Below are 20,600 nucleotides of genomic sequence, written 5' to 3'. Positions count from 1 at the left end.
CGATGAACGCGGAGCCCAGAACCGGTCCGGCGAAAACGCTCGCGTCGGCCCTCGCCCGGGACATCGAAGCCGAGATCGTCCGGCGCGGGTGGGCAGTCGGCGAATCGCTGGGCTCCGAACCGGCGCTGCAACAGCGCTTCGGGGTGAGCCGCTCGGTGCTGCGGGAGGCCGTTCGCCTGATCGAACATCACCAGGTCGCCCGGATGCGCCGCGGCCCCAACGGGGGGCTGTACATCTGCGAGCCCGACGCCGGGCCGGCCACCCGCGCCGTCGTCATCTACCTCGAATACCTGGGCACCACACTGGCCGATCTGCTCAACGCGCGGCTGGTGCTCGAGCCGCTGGCGGCCTCGCTGGCCGCCGAGCGGATCGACGAGGCCGGCATCGCCCGGCTGCGCGCGGTGTTGCACGCCGAGCAGCAGTGGAGGCCCGGCCTGCCGATGCCGCGCGACGAGTTCCACATCGCGCTGGCCGAGCAATCCAAAAACCCGGTGCTGCAACTGTTCATCAAGGTCCTGATGCGGCTCACCACCCGCTACGCCCTGCAATCGCGAACGGACTCCGAGACCGAGGCCCTCGAGGCGGTCGACCACCTGCACACCCACCACTCCCGGGTCGTCGCTGCGGTCACGGCCGGCGACCCGGCGCGGGCCAAGACGCTGTCCGAGCGCCACGTCGAGGCGGTGACGGCCTGGCTGCAACGGCATCACGCCGGTGACCGCAACCGCGGGCGGACGCCGCGCCGACCGCTCAATTCCGAAGTGCCGCAAGGCAAATTGGCCGAAATGCTGGCCGCCACCATCGGCGACGACATCGCCGCCGACGGCTGGCGGGTGGGCTCGGTCTTTGGCACCGAGACGGCCCTGCTGCAGCGCTACCGGGTCAGCCGCGCGGTGTTCCGCGAAGCCGTGCGCCTCCTCGAGTACCACTCGATCGCCCACATGCGGCGCGGCCCGGGCGGCGGGCTGGTGATCGCCGAGCCGGCGGCGCAGGCCAGCATCGACACCATCGCCCTGTACCTGCAATACCGCGACCCGAGCCGGGAAGACCTGCGCTGCGTCCGGGACGCCATCGAGATCGACAACGTCGCCAAGGTCGTCAAACGGCTGGCCGAGCCGCAGGTGGCGGCATTTGTGGCCAGCCGCCGCTCCGGGCTGCCCGACGACTCCCGACAAACCCCCGACGACGTGCGGCGGGCGATCGCCGAGGAGTTCGACTTCCACGTCGGGTTGGCACAACTCGCCGGCAACGCCCCGCTGGATTTGTTCCTGCGGATCATCGTCGAGCTGTTCCGCCGGCACTGGTCGAGCACCGGACAGGCGCTACCGACCTGGTCGGACGTGCGCGCGGTGCACCATGCGCACCTGCGGATCGCCGACGCGGTCGCGGCCGGCGACCTGAGCGTCGCCAGCTACCGGCTGCGCCGTCATCTGGACGCGGCCGCCTCCTGGTGGCTGTAGCGCGCAAATGTGATCTGTTGCGCCGCATAGCGCGGGCCGGTCTGGGGTACTGGAACAGGGGGCGGCGTGGGCCGGCCCAGCAGGGGGTTGGCCCAAGTGATCGAAAGCGAGAGCGCGGAAGTGACGGCAGATGACGAAACCAGACAGTACGGTTTCGTTCACGCCGCGCTGATCTACCGCTCTCAGCAGGAGTTTTTGGACGTAGTCGCCGGTTTCGTCGGCGACGGGCTGGCGGGGAACGAGGCCGTGCTGCTGGCCGTGCCGCCCGCCCTGATGGCGTTGCTGCGCGACGAACTGTACGCCGGCGGGGAGCCGCCCGCCGGCGTCCGCATGGCCGACATCACCGAGTCCGCCCGTAATCCCAGCCGGTTCATGGCGATGCAGGGCGCGTTCGTCGACGAACACCCGGACCGGCGGGTGCGCATCGTCAGCCAGCTGGCGTGGCCGGGCCGGAGCCGGGAGGAGTTCGTCGCCTGCATCGAGCACGAGGCGCTGGTCAACGAGGCGATGGACGGCTACCCGGCCACGGCCCTGTGTCTGTATGACGCGAGCACGCTCGACGACGATGTGCTGGCCGACGCGCGCGCGACGCACCCGCTGCTGTGCAAATCCGGTGCGCTGCAACGCAGTCCGGACTACGCCCCGGGCGAGGTGCTGGAGCGCTGCAACCAGCCGTTGCCCGCCAATCCCGGGGCCGTGACCTACCTGGTCCGCAGGTCGGCGGACCTGCGGCCGGCCCGCTCGTTCGCCGTCGACTACGCGGGCTGGGTCGGGCTGTCCCAGGAGAGCATCGAGGATCTGCAATTGGTGGCCACCGAGCTGGCCACCAACAGCCTGATGTACACCGGGGGCGCCTGCCGGCTGGCGTTCTGGCAGGACGACAGGTATCTGGTGTGCGAGGCGCGCGACACCGGGCGGTTCGACGACCCGCTGGTGGGGCGGCTGGACCCGGGGCCCTGCGGTCCGGCCAGCCGCGGCCTGTACCTGGTGAACGCCATCTCCGATCTGGTGCGCACGCACACCACCTCCACCGGCACGACGATTCAGGCGTATCTGCGTTTCGAGCCGGCGGTCCGGCCGACGGGCTGACGGCAAGCGGCCCGCCGGCAAGGGGATCCGGCGGGCCGCGGGTCTTGGTTGGTCAGAGTCCGCCGAGGGCCCCGGTGATGCCGCCCACGATTCCACCGATGGCGCCGCCGACGGTGCCGCCCACCGTGCCGCCCGTGGTGCCGCCGAGCGTGCCGCCGGTGGTGGTCCCCGCGGTGGTTCCGGTCACCAGGCATCCGGTCGGCGCGAACAACACCAGGACAAATCCCGCAGCGGCTGCGGCGCCTTTAAGGACCTTTTTCGTCCCCGTTGAATTCATTTTCACATCCTTTCGCTCCGGCGGCATCGCCCGGCATGTGCAAAACGGCTGACGAAAACGGATGCTATAACCCCTATTAGACACATGTAAAGACTTATTCTCGATGTTTGGTTAGCGCTATCCGCCACGGCGGCGCGCACGCAGAAACCGTGGACAGCAACAACTTTCAGCACACAAGCGACACCGTCGAATGCCGAATTCGGCCGCTGAATGCGCGCGGAATTACAACGCCAAGAGGTATCGAATACGGCAAGTTAATACGCCGTAATTGCGATGCCCGGCCCCGCGCGGAAACGCGCGGCGTGCGATCCGTTATTAGCGGATATTGCGACCCCGCTGCCCCCTGCGAGCGCCCCCGACGCGGCGGGCAGCGGGTCGCTGGTCGTCCCGGATTAAAGGCCGATGCTGCCCAGAATGCCGCCGAGGCCGCCGACACCCGAACCGCCGGCCCCGCCGATGAGACCCGAGCCGCCGGCGCCGCCGGTGATCGTCGTCGCGCACCCGGGTACTGCCAACACCGCGGCCACCCCGACGGCCGCGACGGCAGCTTTGAGGGTTTTCTTGGTGCTCTTCGCCTTCATGTTCGTGCCTTTCCGGTGAGGGGTAGTTGAACAGCCGTCTAATTGACTGTCGACGGCGTCATACCCCCTGTTAGACACGGGTAAACCAAACTTTCAGATTCGTTTTCGATATTTTTTTGTACGGTCCGTCTGTAACGCGGTTGCGGGTGCGGCGCGCGGGCGACTAACCTCGTGTCTCGTGCGTCTTCTTGAGCGTGCCGTAGTAGCCAGCACCCGCAGCGGGGTCTGATCCGGACCGACCCCCCGCTGTGGGTCGGAAGCTACTGCCGTCGGTCGTTCCTGCTGACCGGAGAAGACCGTCATGACCATTCCCGAACGAAACCCGCTGCCGCATCCCGAGTCCGCCACCGCGTGGTTCGGTGATCGCTTCGGCGTCCCGTTGCCCCGCGGCCTGCGCGAACGGGCCGAGGCGATGAGCTGGGACGCCTTCGTCGCGACCTACGGCCGCAGCGGCGGCCCGCTGCGGTTGGGCCCCTGGGAGCGCACCGACTCCGATTGCGCCGCAACGGGACTGGGGTCGCGGGCCGGCAACTACCGGGCCGTGATCGCCGTCGGCGACCAGATCGGCACCGCGACGGCGGCCGCCGCCGGGCCGATCGCCGCCCTGACCGCGATGCTGCACGAGCGCGGGATCAACCTCGAGATCCTGAACTTCCATCAGATGCGATCGGCAACGGCCACAGCCACTTTCATCCGGGGCGGCAACGGCGCGCGCGCCGAGTGGGCGATGGGCTGGTCGCCCGATCCGACACGCTCGGCGCTGCGCGCCGTGATCGCCTGCGCCAACCGGCTTTTCGCGCCCGAGTGGCCGGACGGCTCTCGGTGATCGGTGGTCCCTACCTCGACGGCGAGCCTTCGAGGACGATCACAGCGGACGCAGCACAATCGGCATGCCGTCCATCGGGATCGGCATGCCGCCGTAGTCCCACCGCGGCTGATACCCCGGCCGGGCCAGCTCCAGGCGGTACCGGCGCAACAGCCGGTGCACCACCGTCTTGACCTCCAGCTGACCGAACACCATGCCGATGCACTTGTGCGCACCACCGCCGAACGGGGCGAAAGCATACCGGTGCTTCTTGTGCTCGGCGCGCGGCTCGGCGAACCGTTCGGGGTCGAATTTGTCTGGGTCCGTCCACAATTCGGGCAGCCGGTGATTCATGCCGGGCCAGATGGTGATGTTGGTCCCGGCCGGGATGTAGTGGCCCAGCAGCTCGGTGTCGCGCACCGCCTGGCGCATGTTGAACGGCAACGGCGTCACCATGCGCAGCGACTCGTTCATGATCAGTTCGAGCGTTTCCAGCTTCTCCAGCGCCTCGATGTCCAGCGGCCCGTCGCCGAGCCGGGCCGACTCCTCGCGCGCCCGTTCCTGCCATTCCGGATGCGCGGCCATGTTGTAGACCATCGTGGTGGTGGTCGAGGTCGAGGTGTCGTGGGCGGCCATCATCAAGAAGATCATGTGGTTGACGATGTCGTCGTCGGTGAAGCTGTTGCCGTCGTCGTCCTCGGTGTGGCACAGCACCGTGAGCATGTCGTTGCCGGTGGCGTTGCGGCGCTCCTTGACCCGCTCGCTGAAGTAGTCCTCGAGCAGCTGGCGGGCCCGCAGGCCGCGCCACCACTTGAACGGCGGGATGGGCTGGCGGATGATTGCCCCGCCGGCGCGGGTGGTCGTCGTGAACGCCTGATTGACCTTGGTGACCAGGTCGTGGTCGGTGCCCGGCTCGTGTCCCATGAACACCAGCGACGCGATGTCGAGGGTCAGCTCCTTCATCGCCGGGTGGAACAGGAACCGCGCGTCATTGGTCGGCCAGTCGGCGACGATGTCGGTCGCCACCCGGTCGATGTGCTCGACGTAGCCGGTCAGCCGGCTGCGGGTGAACGCCTCCTGCATGATGCGCCGGTGGTACATGTGCTCGTCGAAGTCGAGCATCATCAGGCCGCGGTTGAAGAACGGCCCGATCACTGGGTGCCAGCCCTTCTGCGAGTAGTCCTTGTTCCGGTTGGAGAACACCGCCTGGGTGGCGTCGGGTCCCAGCGCGGTGACCGCCGGCATGATCGGCGAATCCAGGTAGATCAGCGGGCCGTGGTTGCGGTAGAGGAACAACGCGTAGTCCGGGCCGCCGCGGAACAGCTCGATGATGTGCCCGAGGATCGGCAGCCCGGCATCGCCCAGCACCGGCTTGAGTCCGCTGCCGGCCGGCGGCTCGGCCAGCACCTTGGTCTGCCACTCGTGGGCCAGCAGGCGCTTCTCGATCGCCCCCATCCCCGGGATGGTGTTCAGCGTCGGGGTGAACCGGCGCCGCGCCTGGTCTAGCAGATACTGCGGAGTGCTGATGGTGGCGGTCATTGACGCTCCTTCGCGTGCCCTTCCGGGGTGACAGCGGTCACTGATTCCTAACCTTCTCCGAAAAACTTGACGGCTGTCAAGTTTGCTTTTTGCGTGGCGTGGTGCAAGGTCGGGGAGTGACCAGCCACCCCGCCAATCCGGAGCCGGGCGCGCGACGGCGAGGCGACAAACAACGCCAGGCAATCCTGGCCGCGGTGCGTGAACTGCTGCAGGAAAAGCCGTTCGCCGAGCTGTCGGTCAGCACCATCAGCCTGCGCGCCGGTGTGGCCCGATCCGGCTTCTACTTCTATTTCGACTCCAAGTACGCGGTGCTGGCGCAGCTGATGGCCGAGGCCACCGAGGAGCTCGAGCAGCTCACCCAGTACTTCGCCCCGCGCCAGCCGGGCGAGTCGCCCGAGCAGTTCGCCAAGCGGATGGTCGGCAGCGCCGCGGCCGTCTACGCGCACAACGACCCGGTGATGACCGCCTGCAACGAGGCCCGCCACACCGACGTCGAGATCCGCAACCTGATGGACCAGCAGTTCGAGGTGGTGCTGGCCCAGATCGTCGGCATCGTCGAGGCCGAGATGAAGGCCGGGACGGCCAGCCCGATCAGCGACGACCTGCCGACGCTGATCCGCACCCTGGCCGGCACCACCGCGCTGATGCTGACCGGCGACCCGGTGCTGACCGGGCCGGACAGCGATCGCGACCGGCGGGTGGCGGTGCTCGAGCAGTTGTGGCTGCACGCGCTGTGGGCCGGCCGTCCCTAGCGCGGGTGGTACCGCCGGTATCGTCACCGCCATGGCGCAGAAGGCATCCGGGCAGTATTACGCGGGAAAGCGGTGTTTGGTCACCGGCGCGGCCAGCGGCATCGGCCGCGCCACGGCACTGCGGCTCGCCGCCCACGGCGCCGAGCTCTATCTGACCGACCGGGACGGCGACGGCCTGCGGCTCACGGTCGAAGACGCCCGCGCCCTGGGCGCGTCGGTCCCCGAGCATCGCGCGCTGGACGTCGCCGACTACGACCAGGTGGCCTCCTTCGCCACCGACATTCATGCCGCCCACCCGCCGATGGACGTGGTGCTCAACATCGCCGGCGTGTCGGCCTGGGGCACCGTCGACCGGCTCACCCACGAACAGTGGCGCAAGATGATCGACATCAACCTGATGGGTCCGATCCACGTCATCGAGACGTTCGTCCCGCCCATGGTGGCCGCCGGGCGGGGCGGGCATCTGGCCAACGTGTCCTCGGCGGCCGGGTTGGTCGCGCTGCCCTGGCACGCCGCCTACAGCGCCAGCAAGTACGGGCTGCGGGGGCTGTCGGAGGTGCTGCGCTTCGACCTGGCCCGGCACCGCATCGGGGTGTCGGTGGTGGTTCCCGGCGCGGTGAACACCCCGCTGGTGAACACGGTGGAGATCGCCGGCGTGGACCGCGACGACCCCGACGTCGCCCGCTGGGTGCGGCGGTTCGCCGGCCATGCGGTGTCGCCGGAAAAGGCCGCCGACAAGATCCTGGCCGGGGTCGCCCGGAACCGGTACCTGATCTACACCTCGCCCGACATCCGGGCGCTGTACGCGTTCAAGAGGCTGGCGTGGTGGCCCTACAGCGTGGTGATGCGTCAGGTGAACGTGATCTTCACCCGCGCGCTGCGGCCCGCCCCGGCGACGCTAGTCCGGCATGACCAGCTCGAGACGCACCCCGAGCAACCGGACCGGCCGGTCGAGCTCGAATAGATCCAGCACGCGCAGCGCCGCGGCCACGATGACGTCGCGATCGGTGCTGGGCGCGTCGAGCTTGCGAATCTTGGTGCGGGTGTAGAAGGTGGCCGTGCGCACGGTCACCGCGACCCGGGTCACCACCCGGCCCGCCGCCAGCACCTCCGCCGCCGCCTGATCGGCCAAACCCGTTACCGCCGTTTTGATTTCGGTGCGATCGGTGAGGTCCCGGGGAAACGTGACGACGTGGCTGCGCGAGCGCGGCACCCACGGTTGCGCGCTGACATGGTCGTCGCCGCCACCCTTGGCGAGCAGCAGCAGCCACAACCCGGTGCGCGGCCCGAAGGTGGCCGTCAACAGTTCCGCGTCACTGTGGGCCAGTTGCCACACCGTCGTAATCTGAAGATCCGCAAGCTTTTTCGCGGTCTTGGGCCCCACACCCCACAGCGCGTCGACCGGACGGTCGGCCATCAGCGCCATCCAGTTCGCGTCGGTGAACACGAAGACGCCGTCGGGTTTGGCAAAGCCGGTGGCGATCTTGGCGCGCTGCTTGTTGTCGCTGATGCCGACCGAACAGGTCAGCCCGGTTTCCGAGGAGATGACGCCGCGGATCTGTTCGGCGACCTCGATAGGGTCCGTCGCCGTCACCGCGAGGTAGGCCTCGTCCCAGCCCCACACCTCCACCGGATGCCCGAGGTCGCGCAGCAGCCCCATCACCTGGTCGGACGCGGCGTCGTAGGCGGCCGGGTCGGACGGCAGGAACGTCACCCCCGAGTCTGGCGGGCAGCGGCGGGCGGCGGCGCGCAGCGGCATGCCCGCGCGGACGCCGAATTCGCGTGCCTCGTAGGAGGCGCAGGTGACGACCTTGCGCGGTTCGTTCGGGTCGCCGTTGCCGCCGACGATGACGGGCAGGCCGGCCAGTTCGGGGCGGCGCCGCAACTCGACCGACGCCAGGAACTGGTCGAGGTCGACGTGCAGCACCCAGCGGGGGCTCATCACTTACCGCACAGCTTGCGCGCCAGGCTTTCCCACGCGTCGCCCAACGTCTGCAGGGTGTGGCCGTGGTCGCTGAGCTGGTGGTGCACATAGTCGGCGTCGAGCAGCGCCAGCAGCGCGTCGGCCTGGGCGTCGAGGTCGCCGGTGGTGTGCGCCGCGGCCAGCAGCACCCGCACGTGGCGGCGCAGCACGGCGGACGGCGGGCCGTAGCGGGTCCGCGGGTCGCGGTTGGCCGCCGACAACAGCGCGTGGTGGGTGTGGGCGAAGCGCAACCGCTCCCGGCCGAAGGCCACCAGCCGTTCCAGCGGCGGCGCGTCGGGCCCCAGCGGCGGCGGACCGAACAGGAACGCCTGCTGGATGGCGCGTTCGTCCTCGTCCAGCAGCACCATCATCAGACCCGCCCGGCTGCCGAACCGGCGGAACAAGGTGCCCTTGCCGACGCCGGCGGCCGCGGCGACGTCGTCCATCGTGACGGCGTCGGCCCCGCGCTCGGCGACGAGGCGGCGAGCCGCGTCCAGCAGGAGTGCGCGATTGCGGGCGGCGTCGCCGCGTTCCGGCGCGGGAACCCGCGGATCGCAGAACCGCAGTTGACCCCGCTGCTCGACACCGCTCACTCCTGCACTTTAACGCTGCCGGAATAAAACGGACCATAGTCCGGTTGGCCCGTGCGAGGATGGACACCAACAACCGAAGGGAACTGGCGAATCGTGGCAATCAAAATCTTGGCATTAGTGGGAAGCCTGCGCTCGGCGTCGATCAACCGCCAGATCGCGGAGCTGGCGAGCGCTGTCGCCGGCGAGGACGTCGTCGTCACCGTCTTCGAGGGGCTCGGCGAGCTGCCGTTCTACAACGAGGAGATCGACGACGCGATGACCAGCGACGCGCCGCCGCTGGCCCCGGTGGCCGCGCTGCGCGCCGCGGCGGCCGACGCCGACGCCGCGCTGGTGGTCACCCCCGAGTACAACGGCAGCATCCCGGCGGTCATCAAGAACGCGATCGACTGGTTGTCCCGCCCGTTCGGCGACGGCGCGCTGAAGGGCAAGCCGCTGGCCGTCATCGGGGGGTCTTTCGGCCAGTACGGGGGAGTGTGGGCGCACGACGAGACCCGCAAGTCCTTCGGGATCGCCGGGGCGCGGGTGGTCGAGTCGATCAAGCTGTCCGTGCCGTTCAAGACGCTGGCCGGCAAGGCGCCCGCCGAGCACGCCGAACTGTCGGCGAATGTGCGCGACGTGGTCGGCAAGCTGGCCGCCGAGGTCGGCTGATTGGCGGAAATCGACAACCCGGTCACCGGGCGACCAGCGCGGTTGTGAGACCGGCATGGCAGAAGCCGCCAGCTTCGGCTGGCGGCTTTGCTGGCTGTGGGTGGGCCCGGCGCGGTTCGCGGCGTGATCCGCGCCTTGTCGGTGCCCGCTGATATACCGATGGGCAGAGACGGCGTCCCCCCGGCGTGTGATCTGCGACACGCCGGGGCGGGTGTCCGAATTTGTCCGACACAGGCCTTACGACCAGGGAATTTCAAAATTGTTATTCAGAACATCTTGTATCTCGACATCTAGTGAGCCACTAGGTGTAGTGTTTCGAGCACCGGCAGATCCCAGGACCACCGAGCCCCGCGGGCGCGGCGGAACCCCCGAAATCGGCGCCGAGTTGTCGAAGACAGGTCTTCGGCACCCGACCGCCGCAGGACGGGAATCCGGGGGCCTGCCGGATCGCTGAAGGTAGCAAACAAGCAGTCCAAAAGTAGTTGCCAGTCCGTTGGGTTCCCCCTCTTCCGCGAAGGAGCGGCATGCGATGACCATCACCGTGTACACCAAGCCGGCATGCGTGCAGTGCAGCGCCACCTACAAGGCGCTGGACAAGCACGGCATCGCCTACGAGAAGGTCGACATCACGCTCGACCCCGAGGCGCGTGACTACGTGATGGCGCTGGGATACCTGCAGGCTCCCGTCGTGGTGGCCGGAAGCGACCACTGGTCGGGTTTCCGGCCCGATCGGATCAAGGCGCTGGCCGGGGCGGAACTGAGCGCCTAGGCAACAGAGCGGCAAGACGTCAGGTAAGGAGGTTGCGCTGCCATGGACAGCACGGGACGCAACCTGGTCTATTTCTCCTCGGTCTCGGAGAACACCCACCGCTTCGTGCAGAAGCTGGGCATCCCGGCCATCCGGATACCGTTGCACGGGCGGATCGAGGTGGACCACCCGTACGTCCTGCTGCTGCCCACCTACGGCGGCGGGCGGGCCACTCCCGACCTCAACGCTGGGGGCTATGTCCCCAAACAGGTCATCGCCTTTTTGAACAATGAGCACAACCGTTCGTTGATCCGCGGCGTCATCGCCGCGGGCAACAACAACTTCGGCGCCGAATTCGCCTACGCGGGAAACGTGGTCTCGCGCAAGTGCGGCGTTCCGTACCTCTACCGCTTCGAACTGATGGGAACCCAGGACGACGTGGACGCCGTCCGAGCGGGCTTAGCTGAATTTTGGAAGGAACAGACGTGTCACCAACCGTCGCTGCAGAGCCTGTAACCGCCGGCGCTCATGGCTTGCCCGACGAAACGGACTACCATGCGCTGAACGCGATGCTGAACCTGTACGACGCGGACGGCAAGATCCAGTTCGACAAGGACGTGCTCGCCGCGCGCCAGTACTTTCTGCAGCACGTCAACCAGAACACGGTCTTCTTCCACAATCAGGACGAGAAGCTCGACTACCTGATCCGCGAAAACTATTACGAGCGTGAGGTTCTCGACCAGTACTCGCGCAACTTCGTCAAGGCGCTGCTGGACCGCGCCTACGCCAAGAAGTTCCGCTTCCCGACCTTTCTGGGCGCCTTCAAGTACTACACCTCCTACACGCTGAAGACGTTCGACGGGAAGCGCTATCTGGAGCGCTTCGAGGACCGCGTGGTCATGGTGGCGCTCACGCTGGCGGCCGGCGACACCGGGTTGGCCGAGAAGCTGGTCGACGAGATCATCGAGGGCCGTTTCCAGCCGGCCACGCCGACGTTTTTGAACTCCGGCAAGAAGCAGCGCGGCGAGCCGGTGAGCTGCTTTCTGCTGCGCATCGAGGACAACATGGAGTCCATCGGGCGTTCGATCAACTCCGCGCTGCAGCTGTCCAAGCGCGGCGGCGGAGTTGCGTTGCTGCTGACCAACATTCGCGAGCACGGCGCGCCGATCAAGAACATCGAGAACCAGTCCTCGGGCGTCATCCCCATCATGAAGCTGCTGGAGGACTCGTTCTCCTACGCCAATCAGCTCGGGGCGCGCCAGGGGGCCGGCGCGGTGTACCTGCACGCCCATCACCCCGACATCTACCGCTTCCTGGACACCAAGCGGGAGAACGCCGACGAGAAGATCCGGATCAAGACGCTGAGCCTGGGCGTGGTGATCCCCGACATCACCTTTGAGCTGGCGAAGAAGAACGAGGACATGTACCTGTTCTCGCCGTACGACGTGGAACGCGTGTACGGGCTGCCGTTCGCCGACATCTCGGTGACCGAGAAGTACTACGAGATGGTCGACGACGCCCGCATCCGCAAGACCAAGATCAAGGCGCGGGAGTTCTTCCAGACGCTGGCCGAGCTGCAGTTCGAGTCGGGCTACCCGTACATCATGTTCGAGGACACGGTGAACCGGGCCAATCCCATCGACGGCAAGATCACCCACTCCAACCTGTGCTCGGAGATCCTGCAGGTCTCCACGCCGTCGTTGTTCAACGACGACCTGTCGTATGCCAAAGTGGGCAAGGACATTTCGTGCAACCTGGGTTCGCTGAACATCGCCAAGACGATGGACTCGCCCGACTTCGCCCAGACCATCGAGGTGGCCATCCGGGCGCTGACCGCCGTCAGCGACCAGACGCACATCACCTCGGTGCCCTCAATCGAGCAGGGCAACAACGATTCTCACGCGATCGGGCTCGGGCAGATGAACCTGCACGGGTACCTGGCCCGCGAGGGCATCTTCTACGGCTCCGAAGAGGGCATCGACTTCACCAACATCTACTTCTACACGGTGCTCTATCACGCGCTGCGCGCGTCGAATCGGATCGCGATCGAACGCGGCACGCACTTCAAGGGTTTCGAGCGCTCCAAGTACGCGTCGGGGGAGTTCTTCGACAAGTACACCGAGCAGGTGTGGGAGCCGGCGACCGAGAAGGTGCGCCAACTGTTCGCCGACGCCGGCATCCGCATCCCGACGCAGGACGACTGGAAGCGGCTCAAGGAGTCGGTGCAGGCGCACGGCATCTACAACCAGAACCTGCAGGCGGTGCCGCCGACCGGGTCGATCTCCTACATCAACCACTCGACGAGCTCGATCCACCCGATCGTGTCGAAGGTCGAGATCCGCAAGGAGGGCAAGATCGGGCGGGTCTACTACCCGGCGCCCTACATGACCAACGACAACCTGGAGTACTACCAGGACGCCTACGAGATCGGTTACGAGAAGATCATCGACACCTACGCCGCGGCCACCCAGCACGTCGACCAGGGGCTGAGCCTGACGCTGTTCTTCAAGGACACCGCCACCACCCGCGACGTCAACAAGGCGCAGATCTACGCCTGGCGCAAGGGCATCAAGACGCTCTACTACATCCGGTTGCGCCAGATGGCGCTGGAGGGAACCGAGGTCGAGGGCTGCGTGTCCTGCATGCTGTGATCCCTCCCGCCGAACGTGTAGCTGTTGCGACTTTTCGGCTCGAATTTCGCAACCAGCGCACGTTCGGCGAGGTGCGGACGCGCCGATCTGCCCAGGTCAGAAGCCGCCACCGGGTACAGTGCTTGACGTGGTGAGAATGCCCCGACCTGCCAGGCCCCACTCGGCTACCAAACCGGGGGCCAAGGTCGACGCGCGCAGCGAACGCTGGCGCGAGCACCGCAAGAAGGTCCGCAACGAGATCGTCGACGCGGCGTTTCGCGCCATCGACCGGCTCGGACCCGAGCTGTCCGTGCGCGAGATCGCCGAAGAGGCCGGCACCGCCAAGCCCAAGATCTACCGGCATTTCCACGACAAGTCCGACCTGTTCCAGGCCATCGGCGAGCGGCTGCGCGACATGCTGTGGACTGCGATCTTCCCGTCCATCGACCTGAAGACCGACTCGGCGCGCGAGGTGATCCGGCGCAGCGTCGAGGAGTACGTCACCCTGGTCGACAAGCATCCCAATGTGCTGCGGGTGTTCATCCAGGGGCGCTCGACGGGCACCCCCCAGTCGACGGTCACCATCCTCAACGAGGGCCGCGAGATCACCCTGGCCATGGCCGACCTGTTCGACAACGAGCTGCGCGAGATGGAGCTGGACCACGCGGCCGTCGAGCTGGCCGCCCATGCCGCCTTCGGGTCGGCGGCCTCGGCCACCGAGTGGTGGCTGGGCCCCGAACCGGACAGCCCGCGGCTGATGTCGCGGGCCCAGTTCGTCGCGCACCTGAGCACCATCATGATGGCGGTGATCATCGGCACCGCGGAGACGCTGGGCATCACCATGAACCCTGACCAGCCGATTCACGACGCCGTGGTGAGAAAGCCCGCGGTGAGCTGAGCCGCGCCCCGGCGTTGACAGCGCCGGGGCATATCGATAAAACTCGTCCAAACCGATACCCTGGGTACCGGGTATCTGCGCCAGCGGGGTGGCTACGGCCGACGATGCCAGCGAGCGCCGACCTGAGACAGGCCTGGATAGAAGGACCGAACGACCGTGACCGACGTCGTGACACACACCGAAACCGCGCCCACCCCGGCGGCCAAGGCCGCCAAGCCGGTGCATACCCGCGCCGTCATCATCGGCACCGGGTTCTCCGGCCTGGGGATGGCGATCGCGCTGCAGAAGCAGGGCGTGGGCTTCGTCATCCTGGAAAAGGCCGACGACATCGGCGGCACCTGGCGAGACAACAGCTATCCCGGCTGCGCCTGCGACATCCCGTCGCACCTCTACTCGTTCTCGTTCGAGCCCAAGCCCGACTGGAAGAACCCGTTCTCCTACCAGCCGGAGATATGGGACTACCTCAAGGGCGTCACCGAGAAGTACGGCCTGCGCCGCTACATCGAGTTCAACTCGCTGGTGGATCGCGCCCACTGGGACGACGACGAGCACCGCTGGCACGTGTTCACCACCGACGGGCGCGAATACGTCGCGCAGTTTTTGATCTCGGGCGCCGGCGCGCTGCACATCCCGTCGCTGCCCGACATCGAGGGGCGCGACGAATTCGCCGGTCCCGCTTTCCATTCCGCCGAGTGGGACCACACCGTCGACCTGACCGGCAAGCGGGTCGCGGTGATCGGCACCGGCGCCAGCGCCATCCAGATCGTGCCGGAGATCGTCGGCCAGGTTGCCGAACTTCAGCTCTACCAACGCACTCCGCCGTGGGTGGTGCCGCGGTCCAACCCGGAGATCCCGCCGGCCGTGCGCGCCGCCATGGAGAACGTGCCCGGGCTGCGCGCGCTGGTGCGTCTGGCCATCTACTGGGGGCAGGAGGCCCTGGCGTTCGGCATGACCAAGCGGCCGAACCTGCTCAAGGTCATCGAGGCCTACGCGAAATACAACATCCGCCGCTCGGTCAAGGACAAGGAGTTGCGGCGCAAGCTGACTCCGCACTACCGGATCGGCTGCAAGCGAATCCTGAACTCCTCCACCTATTACGGCGCGGTCGCCGACCCCAAGACCGAACTGGTCACCGATCACATCGCGCGGATCACGCCCGACGGCATCGTCACCGCCGACGGAACGCACCGCCCGGTCGATGTCATCGTGTACGCCACCGGTTTTCACGTCACCGACTCCTACACCTACGTCCAGATCAAGGGACTGCACGGCGAGGATCTGGTGGACCGCTGGAACCGCGAGGGCATCGGCGCGCACCGCGGCATCACCGTGGCCGACGTGCCCAACCTGTTCTTTCTGCTGGGTCCCAACACCGGGCTGGGGCACAACTCCGTGGTGTTCATGATCGAATCCCAAATCCGTTACGTCGCAGACGCGATCGCCACCTGCGACAAGCTGGGCGCCCAGGCGCTGGCCCCGACCCGGGCCGCGCAGGACAGGTTCAACGACGAGCTGCAGCGCCGGCTGGGCCCGTCGGTGTGGAACAGCGGCGGCTGCAGCAGTTGGTATCTGGACGAGCACGGCAAGAACACCGTGCTCTGGGGCGGCTACACCTGGGAGTACTGGCGGGCGACCCGGGCGGTCAAACCGCAGGAGTACCAGTTCTACGGGATCGGCTCACGCCCCGGCGTTTAACAGGTTGACGAACGCCCGGGCGGCCGCGTCCACGCCGGCCTCGTCGCCGGTGGCCACCAGATCCAGCAGCAGGCCGCGGATGACGGCCAGGCCGAGTCGCGCCATCGCCGGGTCGAACCGCGCCCCGGCGTGGGTTTCGGCTTGCCGCAGCCAGTCGTCGACGGCGCCGGGAAGCATTCGGGCGAAAGGCTTTTCGCCCTGGGCGGCGCGCGAGTAGCACTCGAAGAAGAGGCGCTCGAATTCGCGCAGCTCGGGTCGGCGCAGATCGGCCCACATCGCGGCGAAGCCCTCGGCCGGCTCGCGGGGCAGTTCGGTCAGCACCCGCATCTGCCGGCGCTCCACCTCCTCGACGATCGCCAGCAGCAGGCCTTCCCGGGATCCGAAGTGGTGCAACAGCATTCGATGACTGGTGCCGACGACCTCGGCCACCCGGCGCAGCGACCGGTCGCCGATGCCGCCGGCGGCGAACTCGGCGATCAGGCCATCGAGCAGTTCCCGGCGCCGCTGCCGGTCAGGGGTGCGCGCCATCGGCGCGGCTGAGTTGCTCGGCCCGGGCCTTGAGGCCCCGGGCTTCGAGCGCCAGAAAGCGCTTGGTCTTCTTGGCCATCAGCCGGCCCACCAGGGCGCCGAGCGCGCCGCGCTGATCCAGCTGCTGGCGCACCAGGGTGCCGCCTCCAGGTCGCGCGCTGACGTGATGGGTGGCGGCGACCCGCGCGCCGGGGGAGCGCTGCACCCAGGTCCACGACGCGCCGGGTATGAGCTCGGTGACCTGCCAGACCAGCTTGGCCATGCCGGGTTGCTTGATGGCGAACCGTCGGCCAACAGCCAGGGCGGGCCCGTCCAGGCCGGTCAGCGACGTCACCGACGCCGTCCACTCCGGCCAGCGCTCGACGTCGGTGAAGACGTCCCAAACCAACCGCGGCGGCGCGTCGATCTCGACGCTGTCCTCGGTAAACATGTACCAGATGGTACATCACGCGCGCCGCATACTGGAGGGGAAACGATCGAACGGCGTCGGCGACACGCAAACACAACTTCTTGTGTTGCACCGCGTTGTCGTACCCCAGGGGTAGTGTTTGGAGCCTGACGTCCTCCGGCACTACGGCGCGTGAAGTGGGGTTCTGGTGAGCGAAAACATGAAGCTGATTGACCGCGTTTCGGCGATCAACTGGAACCGGCTGCAAGACGACAAGGACGCCGAGGTGTGGGACCGCCTGACCGGCAACTTCTGGCTGCCCGAGAAGGTGCCGGTGTCCAACGACTTGCAGTCGTGGGCCACCCTGACCGCCCACGAGAAGCAGATGACCATGCGGGTGTTCACCGGCCTGACGCTGCTGGACACCATCCAGGGCACGGTCGGCGCGGTCAGCCTCATCCCGGATGCGCTGACCCCGCACGAGGAGGCCGTCTACACCAACATCGCCTTCATGGAGTCGGTGCACGCGCGCAGCTACAGCAACATCTTCTCCACGCTGTGTTCGACCGCCGAGATCGACGACGCGTTCCGCTGGTCGGAGGAGAACCCCAACCTGCAGCGCAAGGCCGAGATCGTGATGCAGTACTACAAGGGCGACGAGCCGCTCAAGCGCAAGGTCGCCTCCACGCTGCTGGAAAGCTTCCTGTTCTACTCCGGCTTCTACCTGCCGATGTACTGGTCGAGCCGGGCCAAGCTGACCAACACCGCCGACATGATCCGGCTGATCATCCGCGACGAGGCCGTGCACGGCTACTACATCGGCTACAAGTACCAGCGCGGCCTGGCGCTGGTCGACGACGCCAAACGTCAAGAGCTCAAGGACTATACGTACGAATTGCTGTTCGAGCTCTACGACAACGAGGTGGAGTACACGCAGGATCTCTACGACGAGGTGGGGCTGACCGAGGACGTCAAGAAGTTCCTGCGCTACAACGCCAACAAGGCGCTGATGAACCTCGGCTACGAGGCGCTGTTCCCGCGCGACGAGACCGACGTGAACCCGGCGATCCTGTCGGCGCTGTCGCCCAACGCCGACGAGAACCACGACTTCTTCTCCGGGTCGGGGTCGTCGTACGTGATCGGCAAGGCCGTCGTCACCGAGGACGAGGACTGGGACTTCTAGCAGCTGAACGGCGCATGAATTGTGGGTATGGCGGCACGGCCCGCTGGCGTCGGTGACACCGCTGCCCTGACACTGGTGGGGTGACGAATACCGCCGCCTCCCAGACCGTCAACTTCTGCCGCTCAGTGCTGCGCTGGCTGCGGGCCGGCTACCCCGAGGGTGTCCCCGGGCCGGACCGGGTGCCGCTGCTGGCGCTGCTGCGCAGCACGCCGCTGACCGAGGAGCAGATCGCCGAGGTGGTGCGCGAAATCACCAAGGACGGATCCCCGGCGATCGCCGACGGTGTGATCAACCGCGACGAGATCGCCGAATTCATCTCCGGCATGACGCATTACGACGCCGGGCCGGAGAACATCATCCGGGTCGCCGCCAGGCTGGCCGCCGCGGGCTGGCCGCTGGCCGGCATCGACGTCAGCGAGGTGATCCCCGGTGATGACTTCGCCGAGTCCGCCGAGATCGCGGCGCGAGGTCAGGCACCGGGGGTCGCCTCATAGGCTCATAGCCTCATAGCTTCGAGATGTCGATGACGAAGCGGTAGCGCACGTCGCTGGCCAGCACGCGCTCGTAGGCCTCGTTGATGTAGTCGGGCTCGATCAGCTCGATCTCCGGCGTCACGTTGTGCTCGGCGCAGAAGTCCAGCATCTCCTGGGTCTCGGCGATGCCGCCGATGTTCGACCCGGACAGGCTGCGCCGCGCCAGCGCCAGCGGGAACGCGCCCACCTCCATCGGGTGCTCGGGGATGCCCAGCTCGACCAGCGTGCCGTCGACGTCGAGCAGGCTCAGATAGTCGTTGAGCTTGAGGTTCGCCGACACAGTGTTGAGCATCAGGTCGAAGCTGCCGCGCAGCTTCGTGAAGGTTTCGGGGTCGGCGGTGGCGTGGTAGTGCTTGGCGCCCAGCCGCAGCCCGTCCTCCATCTTCTTCAGCGACTGCGACAGCACCGTCACCTCGGCGCCCATCGCCGCACCCAGCTTGACGCCCATGTGCCCGAGGCCACCCAGGCCGACGATCGCCAACCGGGTGCCGGGCCCGGCCTTCCAGTGCCGCAGCGGCGAGAACAGCGTGATGCCCGCGCACAGCAGCGGGGCCGCCTTGTCCAGCGGCAGCGAGTCGGGGATGCGCACGACGAAGTCCTCGTCGACCACGATCGCCTGGCTGTAGCCGCCCTGGGTGACCGAGCCGTCCCTGTCGATCGAGTTGTAGGTGAAGGTCGCGCCGCGCTTGCAGTACTGCTCCAGCCCGGCCGTACAGCTGCTGCACTGCCGGCAGGAGTTCACCATGCAGCCCACACCGACGTGGTCGCCCACCTTGTACTTGGTGACCTCCGCGCCCACCTCGGTGACGACGCCGGCGATCTCGTGGCCCACCACCACCGGGTAATTCGTGTGGCCCCATTCACCTTTCGCGGTGTGGATGTCGGAGTGGCAGATGCCGGCGAACTTGATGTCGATGGCCACGTCGCGCGGGCCGGGGTCGCGCCGCTCGATGGTGGTCTTGGTCAATGGTTCGGTCGCCGACGTGGCGGCGTACGCCGAAACGGTGCTCATGAATGTCCCTCTTCCAGCCGTGCTTTCCCAAAAAGTTTAGCTAAGGTAATGGTTCTGGCGCCAACCGGCGCGGCGAAGATCACGTTGTCGCGTGGGGGATACCCGCCGGCGGCTCAGTTGATCGGAGCGTTCACCAGCCGCAGGTCGTCGACGATGCCGCGGGCCGCGATCAGGCCCTGGCCGGTCTGCCAGATCTCGTCGTTGACAACGTAGACGCGGTTGTCGCGGTTGGCGGACAGCTTGCGCCACGGGCCGCTGTCCAGGACGGTGGCGGCCCGGCCGGCCGCGGCCGGCGTGGCGCAGGACAGGTAGACGACGTCGGCGTCGGCGACCGAGAGGTCCGGATTCTTGGCCAGGTCCGCGTCGGTGGCGCCGATCTCGAGATAGGGCTTGTCGGTGAACCGCTGGGCGGCCGGCCGGTCCACCCCGACCGCGCCCAGCACGCTGGCCGGGAAGTTGTTGGCGCCGAACACCCGGATGCTGCCGGTCGTCAACTGCACGATCGACGCCTGGAAATGGGAGGCGTCATGGCGTGCGCCCACGTCGCCGGCCCGTTGCGAAAAGCCGCTGAGCAGCCCGTCGACCGCGCCGGCGCGGGCGGTCACGGCGCCGACGGCGCGCAGGTTGTCCCGCCACGCCGCGCCCGGCGCCGCGGTGAACACCGTGGGGGCGATCGCGGCCAGCTGCGGGTACAGCGCGGGCGTCAGCCCCTGCGAGCCCAGGATGAGATCGGGGTGGGCCGCCGCGATGGCCTTCACGTCGGGGTGCGATCGGCTGCCCACGCCGGGCACGCCGCGCACGGCGCCGCCGAGGTAGGCGGGCTGGCCCGAGGCGCCGTCCGGCAGGGCGGCGCCGACCACCCGCGACTGCAGACCCAGCGCGCACAGCGCGTCGAGCTGGTCACCGGCGAGCACCACGATGCGCTGCGGATCGGCGGACACCTGCACCGGCGCCGGGTCGCCGCCGGCCGCGTTGTGGACCTGCCGCTTCGCCGGACCCGGATCGGCCTCGGCGGCGTCGCGGGCGCACGACTCGTCGGGCCGGCGGTCGTTGCCCAACACTCCGGCGCCGGCGATCTGGGTGGTGGGAGTGACCAGCGAACGCGTCGTCGTCGCGGCGGGCCTGTCGGATCCGCAGCCGCCGCACGCCACCACCAGCGCCGCCGTCACCGCGGCCAGCCGGCCGGCCGGATCACGCCGAACAACACGGCTCAGACGCTAACATCCGGCCAGCGTGGTCCCGCCGCGCCGACGGACCCGGCGCGCCGGTCAGCCGTTT

Annotated in this window: 22 protein-coding genes; 13 read left to right on the top strand and 9 right to left on the bottom strand. The window is 67.7% G+C overall.

Annotated features, from left to right (window positions below):
• Positions 1 to 2: 2 nt before the first annotated feature.
• Positions 3 to 1,460, top strand: coding sequence for a FadR/GntR family transcriptional regulator (locus NF20_RS12340; RefSeq protein ID WP_033712607.1), 1,458 nt, complete (start codon positions 3 to 5; stop codon positions 1,458 to 1,460).
• A gap of 96 nt (positions 1,461 to 1,556) precedes the next feature.
• A complete protein-coding gene (locus NF20_RS12335) occupies positions 1,557 to 2,549 on the top strand; it encodes a sensor histidine kinase (RefSeq protein ID WP_033717297.1) in 993 nt (330 codons plus the stop codon).
• A 52-nt stretch (positions 2,550 to 2,601) separates the two neighbouring features.
• On the opposite strand, the gene NF20_RS27215 is transcribed toward NF20_RS12335, so the two are convergent.
• On the bottom strand, positions 2,602 to 2,826 hold the full coding sequence (locus NF20_RS27215) for a hypothetical protein (RefSeq protein ID WP_075362398.1): 225 nt from the start codon (positions 2,824 to 2,826) through the stop codon (positions 2,602 to 2,604).
• Positions 2,827 to 3,218: 392 nt separating this feature from the next.
• Positions 3,219 to 3,407: a hypothetical protein gene (locus NF20_RS12330; RefSeq protein ID WP_023865087.1), complete on the bottom strand. Its 189-nt coding sequence runs from the start codon at positions 3,405 to 3,407 to the stop codon at positions 3,219 to 3,221.
• A 301-nt stretch (positions 3,408 to 3,708) separates the two neighbouring features.
• Here NF20_RS12330 and NF20_RS12325 point away from each other — a divergent pair, with 301 nt between their 5' ends.
• Positions 3,709 to 4,233 carry a hypothetical protein gene (locus NF20_RS12325; RefSeq protein ID WP_023895994.1) on the top strand — a complete coding sequence of 175 codons (525 nt, stop codon included), beginning with the start codon at positions 3,709 to 3,711 and terminating at the stop codon, positions 4,231 to 4,233.
• A 39-nt stretch (positions 4,234 to 4,272) separates the two neighbouring features.
• Here NF20_RS12325 and NF20_RS12320 read toward each other — a convergent pair whose 3' ends face one another.
• Positions 4,273 to 5,751, bottom strand: coding sequence for a cytochrome P450 (locus NF20_RS12320; RefSeq protein ID WP_023895995.1), 1,479 nt, complete (start codon positions 5,749 to 5,751; stop codon positions 4,273 to 4,275).
• Positions 5,752 to 5,867: 116 nt separating this feature from the next.
• Here NF20_RS12320 and NF20_RS12315 point away from each other — a divergent pair, with 116 nt between their 5' ends.
• Together NF20_RS12315 and NF20_RS12310 are read left to right on the top strand one after the other, a co-directional pair.
• Positions 5,868 to 6,503, top strand: a complete 636-nt coding sequence (locus tag NF20_RS12315) for a TetR/AcrR family transcriptional regulator (RefSeq protein ID WP_033717296.1) — start codon at positions 5,868 to 5,870, stop codon at positions 6,501 to 6,503.
• A gap of 31 nt (positions 6,504 to 6,534) precedes the next feature.
• A complete protein-coding gene (locus tag NF20_RS12310; RefSeq protein WP_023895997.1) occupies positions 6,535 to 7,467 on the top strand; it encodes an SDR family oxidoreductase in 933 nt (310 codons plus the stop codon).
• Here NF20_RS12310 and NF20_RS12305 read toward each other — a convergent pair.
• Together NF20_RS12305 and NF20_RS12300 are read right to left on the bottom strand one after the other, a co-directional pair.
• Complete coding sequence (locus NF20_RS12305; RefSeq protein ID WP_023895998.1) at positions 7,402 to 8,445, bottom strand: DNA polymerase IV; 1,044 nt, start codon at positions 8,443 to 8,445, stop codon at positions 7,402 to 7,404. The two genes, NF20_RS12310 and NF20_RS12305, sit on opposite strands and share 66 nt — an antisense overlap.
• Entirely contained in the window at positions 8,445 to 9,059 is a 615-nt protein-coding gene (locus NF20_RS12300; protein WP_033712612.1) for a TetR/AcrR family transcriptional regulator, read from the bottom strand. Before NF20_RS12300 ends, NF20_RS12305 begins: the two co-directional genes overlap by 1 nt.
• A gap of 93 nt (positions 9,060 to 9,152) precedes the next feature.
• On the opposite strand from NF20_RS12300, the gene NF20_RS12295 reads away from it, so the two are divergent.
• The 6 genes from NF20_RS12295 to NF20_RS12270 all read left to right on the top strand — a co-directional run bounded on the left by NF20_RS12295 (position 9,153) and on the right by NF20_RS12270 (position 15,678).
• Entirely contained in the window at positions 9,153 to 9,707 is a 555-nt protein-coding gene (locus NF20_RS12295; protein WP_003874932.1) for an NAD(P)H-dependent oxidoreductase, read from the top strand.
• A gap of 529 nt (positions 9,708 to 10,236) precedes the next feature.
• A complete protein-coding gene (locus NF20_RS12290; protein ID WP_003874933.1) occupies positions 10,237 to 10,476 on the top strand; it encodes a redoxin NrdH in 240 nt (79 codons plus the stop codon).
• 42 nt (positions 10,477 to 10,518) lie between these two features.
• Positions 10,519 to 10,971, top strand: coding sequence for a class Ib ribonucleoside-diphosphate reductase assembly flavoprotein NrdI (gene nrdI, locus NF20_RS12285; RefSeq protein WP_003874934.1), 453 nt, complete (start codon positions 10,519 to 10,521; stop codon positions 10,969 to 10,971).
• The gene (gene nrdE / locus NF20_RS12280) at positions 10,941 to 13,106 is read left to right on the top strand and encodes a class 1b ribonucleoside-diphosphate reductase subunit alpha (protein WP_024636978.1); all 2,166 of its coding nucleotides are present in this window, start codon (positions 10,941 to 10,943) and stop codon (positions 13,104 to 13,106) included. The genes nrdI and nrdE overlap by 31 nt, the downstream gene beginning before the upstream one ends.
• Before the next feature lie 136 nt (positions 13,107 to 13,242).
• Positions 13,243 to 13,983: a TetR/AcrR family transcriptional regulator gene (locus NF20_RS12275; protein ID WP_003874936.1), complete on the top strand. Its 741-nt coding sequence runs from the start codon at positions 13,243 to 13,245 to the stop codon at positions 13,981 to 13,983.
• Between the two features lie 156 nt (positions 13,984 to 14,139).
• Positions 14,140 to 15,678, top strand: coding sequence for a flavin-containing monooxygenase (locus NF20_RS12270; protein WP_003878780.1), 1,539 nt, complete (start codon positions 14,140 to 14,142; stop codon positions 15,676 to 15,678).
• On the opposite strand, the gene NF20_RS12265 is transcribed toward NF20_RS12270, so the two are convergent.
• Both NF20_RS12265 and NF20_RS12260 read right to left on the bottom strand, forming a co-directional pair.
• Positions 15,661 to 16,206, bottom strand: a complete 546-nt coding sequence (locus NF20_RS12265; RefSeq protein WP_023896000.1) for a TetR/AcrR family transcriptional regulator — start codon at positions 16,204 to 16,206, stop codon at positions 15,661 to 15,663. The two genes, NF20_RS12270 and NF20_RS12265, sit on opposite strands and share 18 nt — an antisense overlap.
• Entirely contained in the window at positions 16,190 to 16,636 is a 447-nt protein-coding gene (locus NF20_RS12260; protein ID WP_003874939.1) for an SRPBCC family protein, read from the bottom strand. Before NF20_RS12260 ends, NF20_RS12265 begins: the two co-directional genes overlap by 17 nt.
• Before the next feature lie 166 nt (positions 16,637 to 16,802).
• Here NF20_RS12260 and nrdF point away from each other — a divergent pair, with 166 nt between their 5' ends.
• Both nrdF and NF20_RS12250 read left to right on the top strand, forming a co-directional pair.
• Entirely contained in the window at positions 16,803 to 17,777 is a 975-nt protein-coding gene (gene nrdF, locus NF20_RS12255; RefSeq protein WP_010949830.1) for a class 1b ribonucleoside-diphosphate reductase subunit beta, read from the top strand.
• An 80-nt stretch (positions 17,778 to 17,857) separates the two neighbouring features.
• On the top strand, positions 17,858 to 18,271 hold the full coding sequence (locus tag NF20_RS12250) for a DUF3349 domain-containing protein (protein ID WP_011725751.1): 414 nt from the start codon (positions 17,858 to 17,860) through the stop codon (positions 18,269 to 18,271).
• Between the two features lie 10 nt (positions 18,272 to 18,281).
• On the opposite strand, the gene NF20_RS12245 is transcribed toward NF20_RS12250, so the two are convergent.
• Positions 18,282 to 19,322, bottom strand: a complete 1,041-nt coding sequence (locus NF20_RS12245; RefSeq protein ID WP_023896001.1) for an NAD(P)-dependent alcohol dehydrogenase — start codon at positions 19,320 to 19,322, stop codon at positions 18,282 to 18,284.
• Positions 19,323 to 19,435: 113 nt separating this feature from the next.
• Positions 19,436 to 20,500 carry an iron-siderophore ABC transporter substrate-binding protein gene (locus tag NF20_RS12240; RefSeq protein ID WP_033717295.1) on the bottom strand — a complete coding sequence of 355 codons (1,065 nt, stop codon included), beginning with the start codon at positions 20,498 to 20,500 and terminating at the stop codon, positions 19,436 to 19,438.
• Between the last annotated feature and the right edge of the window lie 100 nt (positions 20,501 to 20,600).

The sequence above is a fragment of the Mycobacterium sp. MAC_080597_8934 genome, assembly GCF_000523975.1.
GTDB lineage: Bacteria > Actinomycetota > Actinomycetes > Mycobacteriales > Mycobacteriaceae > Mycobacterium > Mycobacterium avium.
This window is presented reverse-complemented; position numbering and strand designations above follow the sequence as displayed.

Coding starts and splice junctions, on each gene's coding strand:
- NF20_RS12340 (WP_033712607.1), top strand. CDS start 3: ATGAACGCGGAGCCCAGAACCGGTCCGGCGAAAACGCTCGCGTCGGCC.
- NF20_RS27215 (WP_075362398.1), bottom strand. CDS start 2,826: ATGAATTCAACGGGGACGAAAAAGGTCCTTAAAGGCGCCGCAGCCGCT.
- NF20_RS12330 (WP_023865087.1), bottom strand. CDS start 3,407: ATGAAGGCGAAGAGCACCAAGAAAACCCTCAAAGCTGCCGTCGCGGCC.
- NF20_RS12325 (WP_023895994.1), top strand. CDS start 3,709: ATGACCATTCCCGAACGAAACCCGCTGCCGCATCCCGAGTCCGCCACC.
- NF20_RS12320 (WP_023895995.1), bottom strand. CDS start 5,751: ATGACCGCCACCATCAGCACTCCGCAGTATCTGCTAGACCAGGCGCGG.
- NF20_RS12310 (WP_023895997.1), top strand. CDS start 6,535: ATGGCGCAGAAGGCATCCGGGCAGTATTACGCGGGAAAGCGGTGTTTG.
- NF20_RS12305 (WP_023895998.1), bottom strand. CDS start 8,445: ATGAGCCCCCGCTGGGTGCTGCACGTCGACCTCGACCAGTTCCTGGCG.
- NF20_RS12290 (WP_003874933.1), top strand. CDS start 10,237: ATGACCATCACCGTGTACACCAAGCCGGCATGCGTGCAGTGCAGCGCC.
- nrdI (WP_003874934.1), top strand. CDS start 10,519: ATGGACAGCACGGGACGCAACCTGGTCTATTTCTCCTCGGTCTCGGAG.
- NF20_RS12275 (WP_003874936.1), top strand. CDS start 13,243: ATGCCCCGACCTGCCAGGCCCCACTCGGCTACCAAACCGGGGGCCAAG.
- NF20_RS12265 (WP_023896000.1), bottom strand. CDS start 16,206: ATGGCGCGCACCCCTGACCGGCAGCGGCGCCGGGAACTGCTCGATGGC.
- NF20_RS12260 (WP_003874939.1), bottom strand. CDS start 16,636: ATGTTTACCGAGGACAGCGTCGAGATCGACGCGCCGCCGCGGTTGGTT.
- NF20_RS12245 (WP_023896001.1), bottom strand. CDS start 19,322: ATGAGCACCGTTTCGGCGTACGCCGCCACGTCGGCGACCGAACCATTG.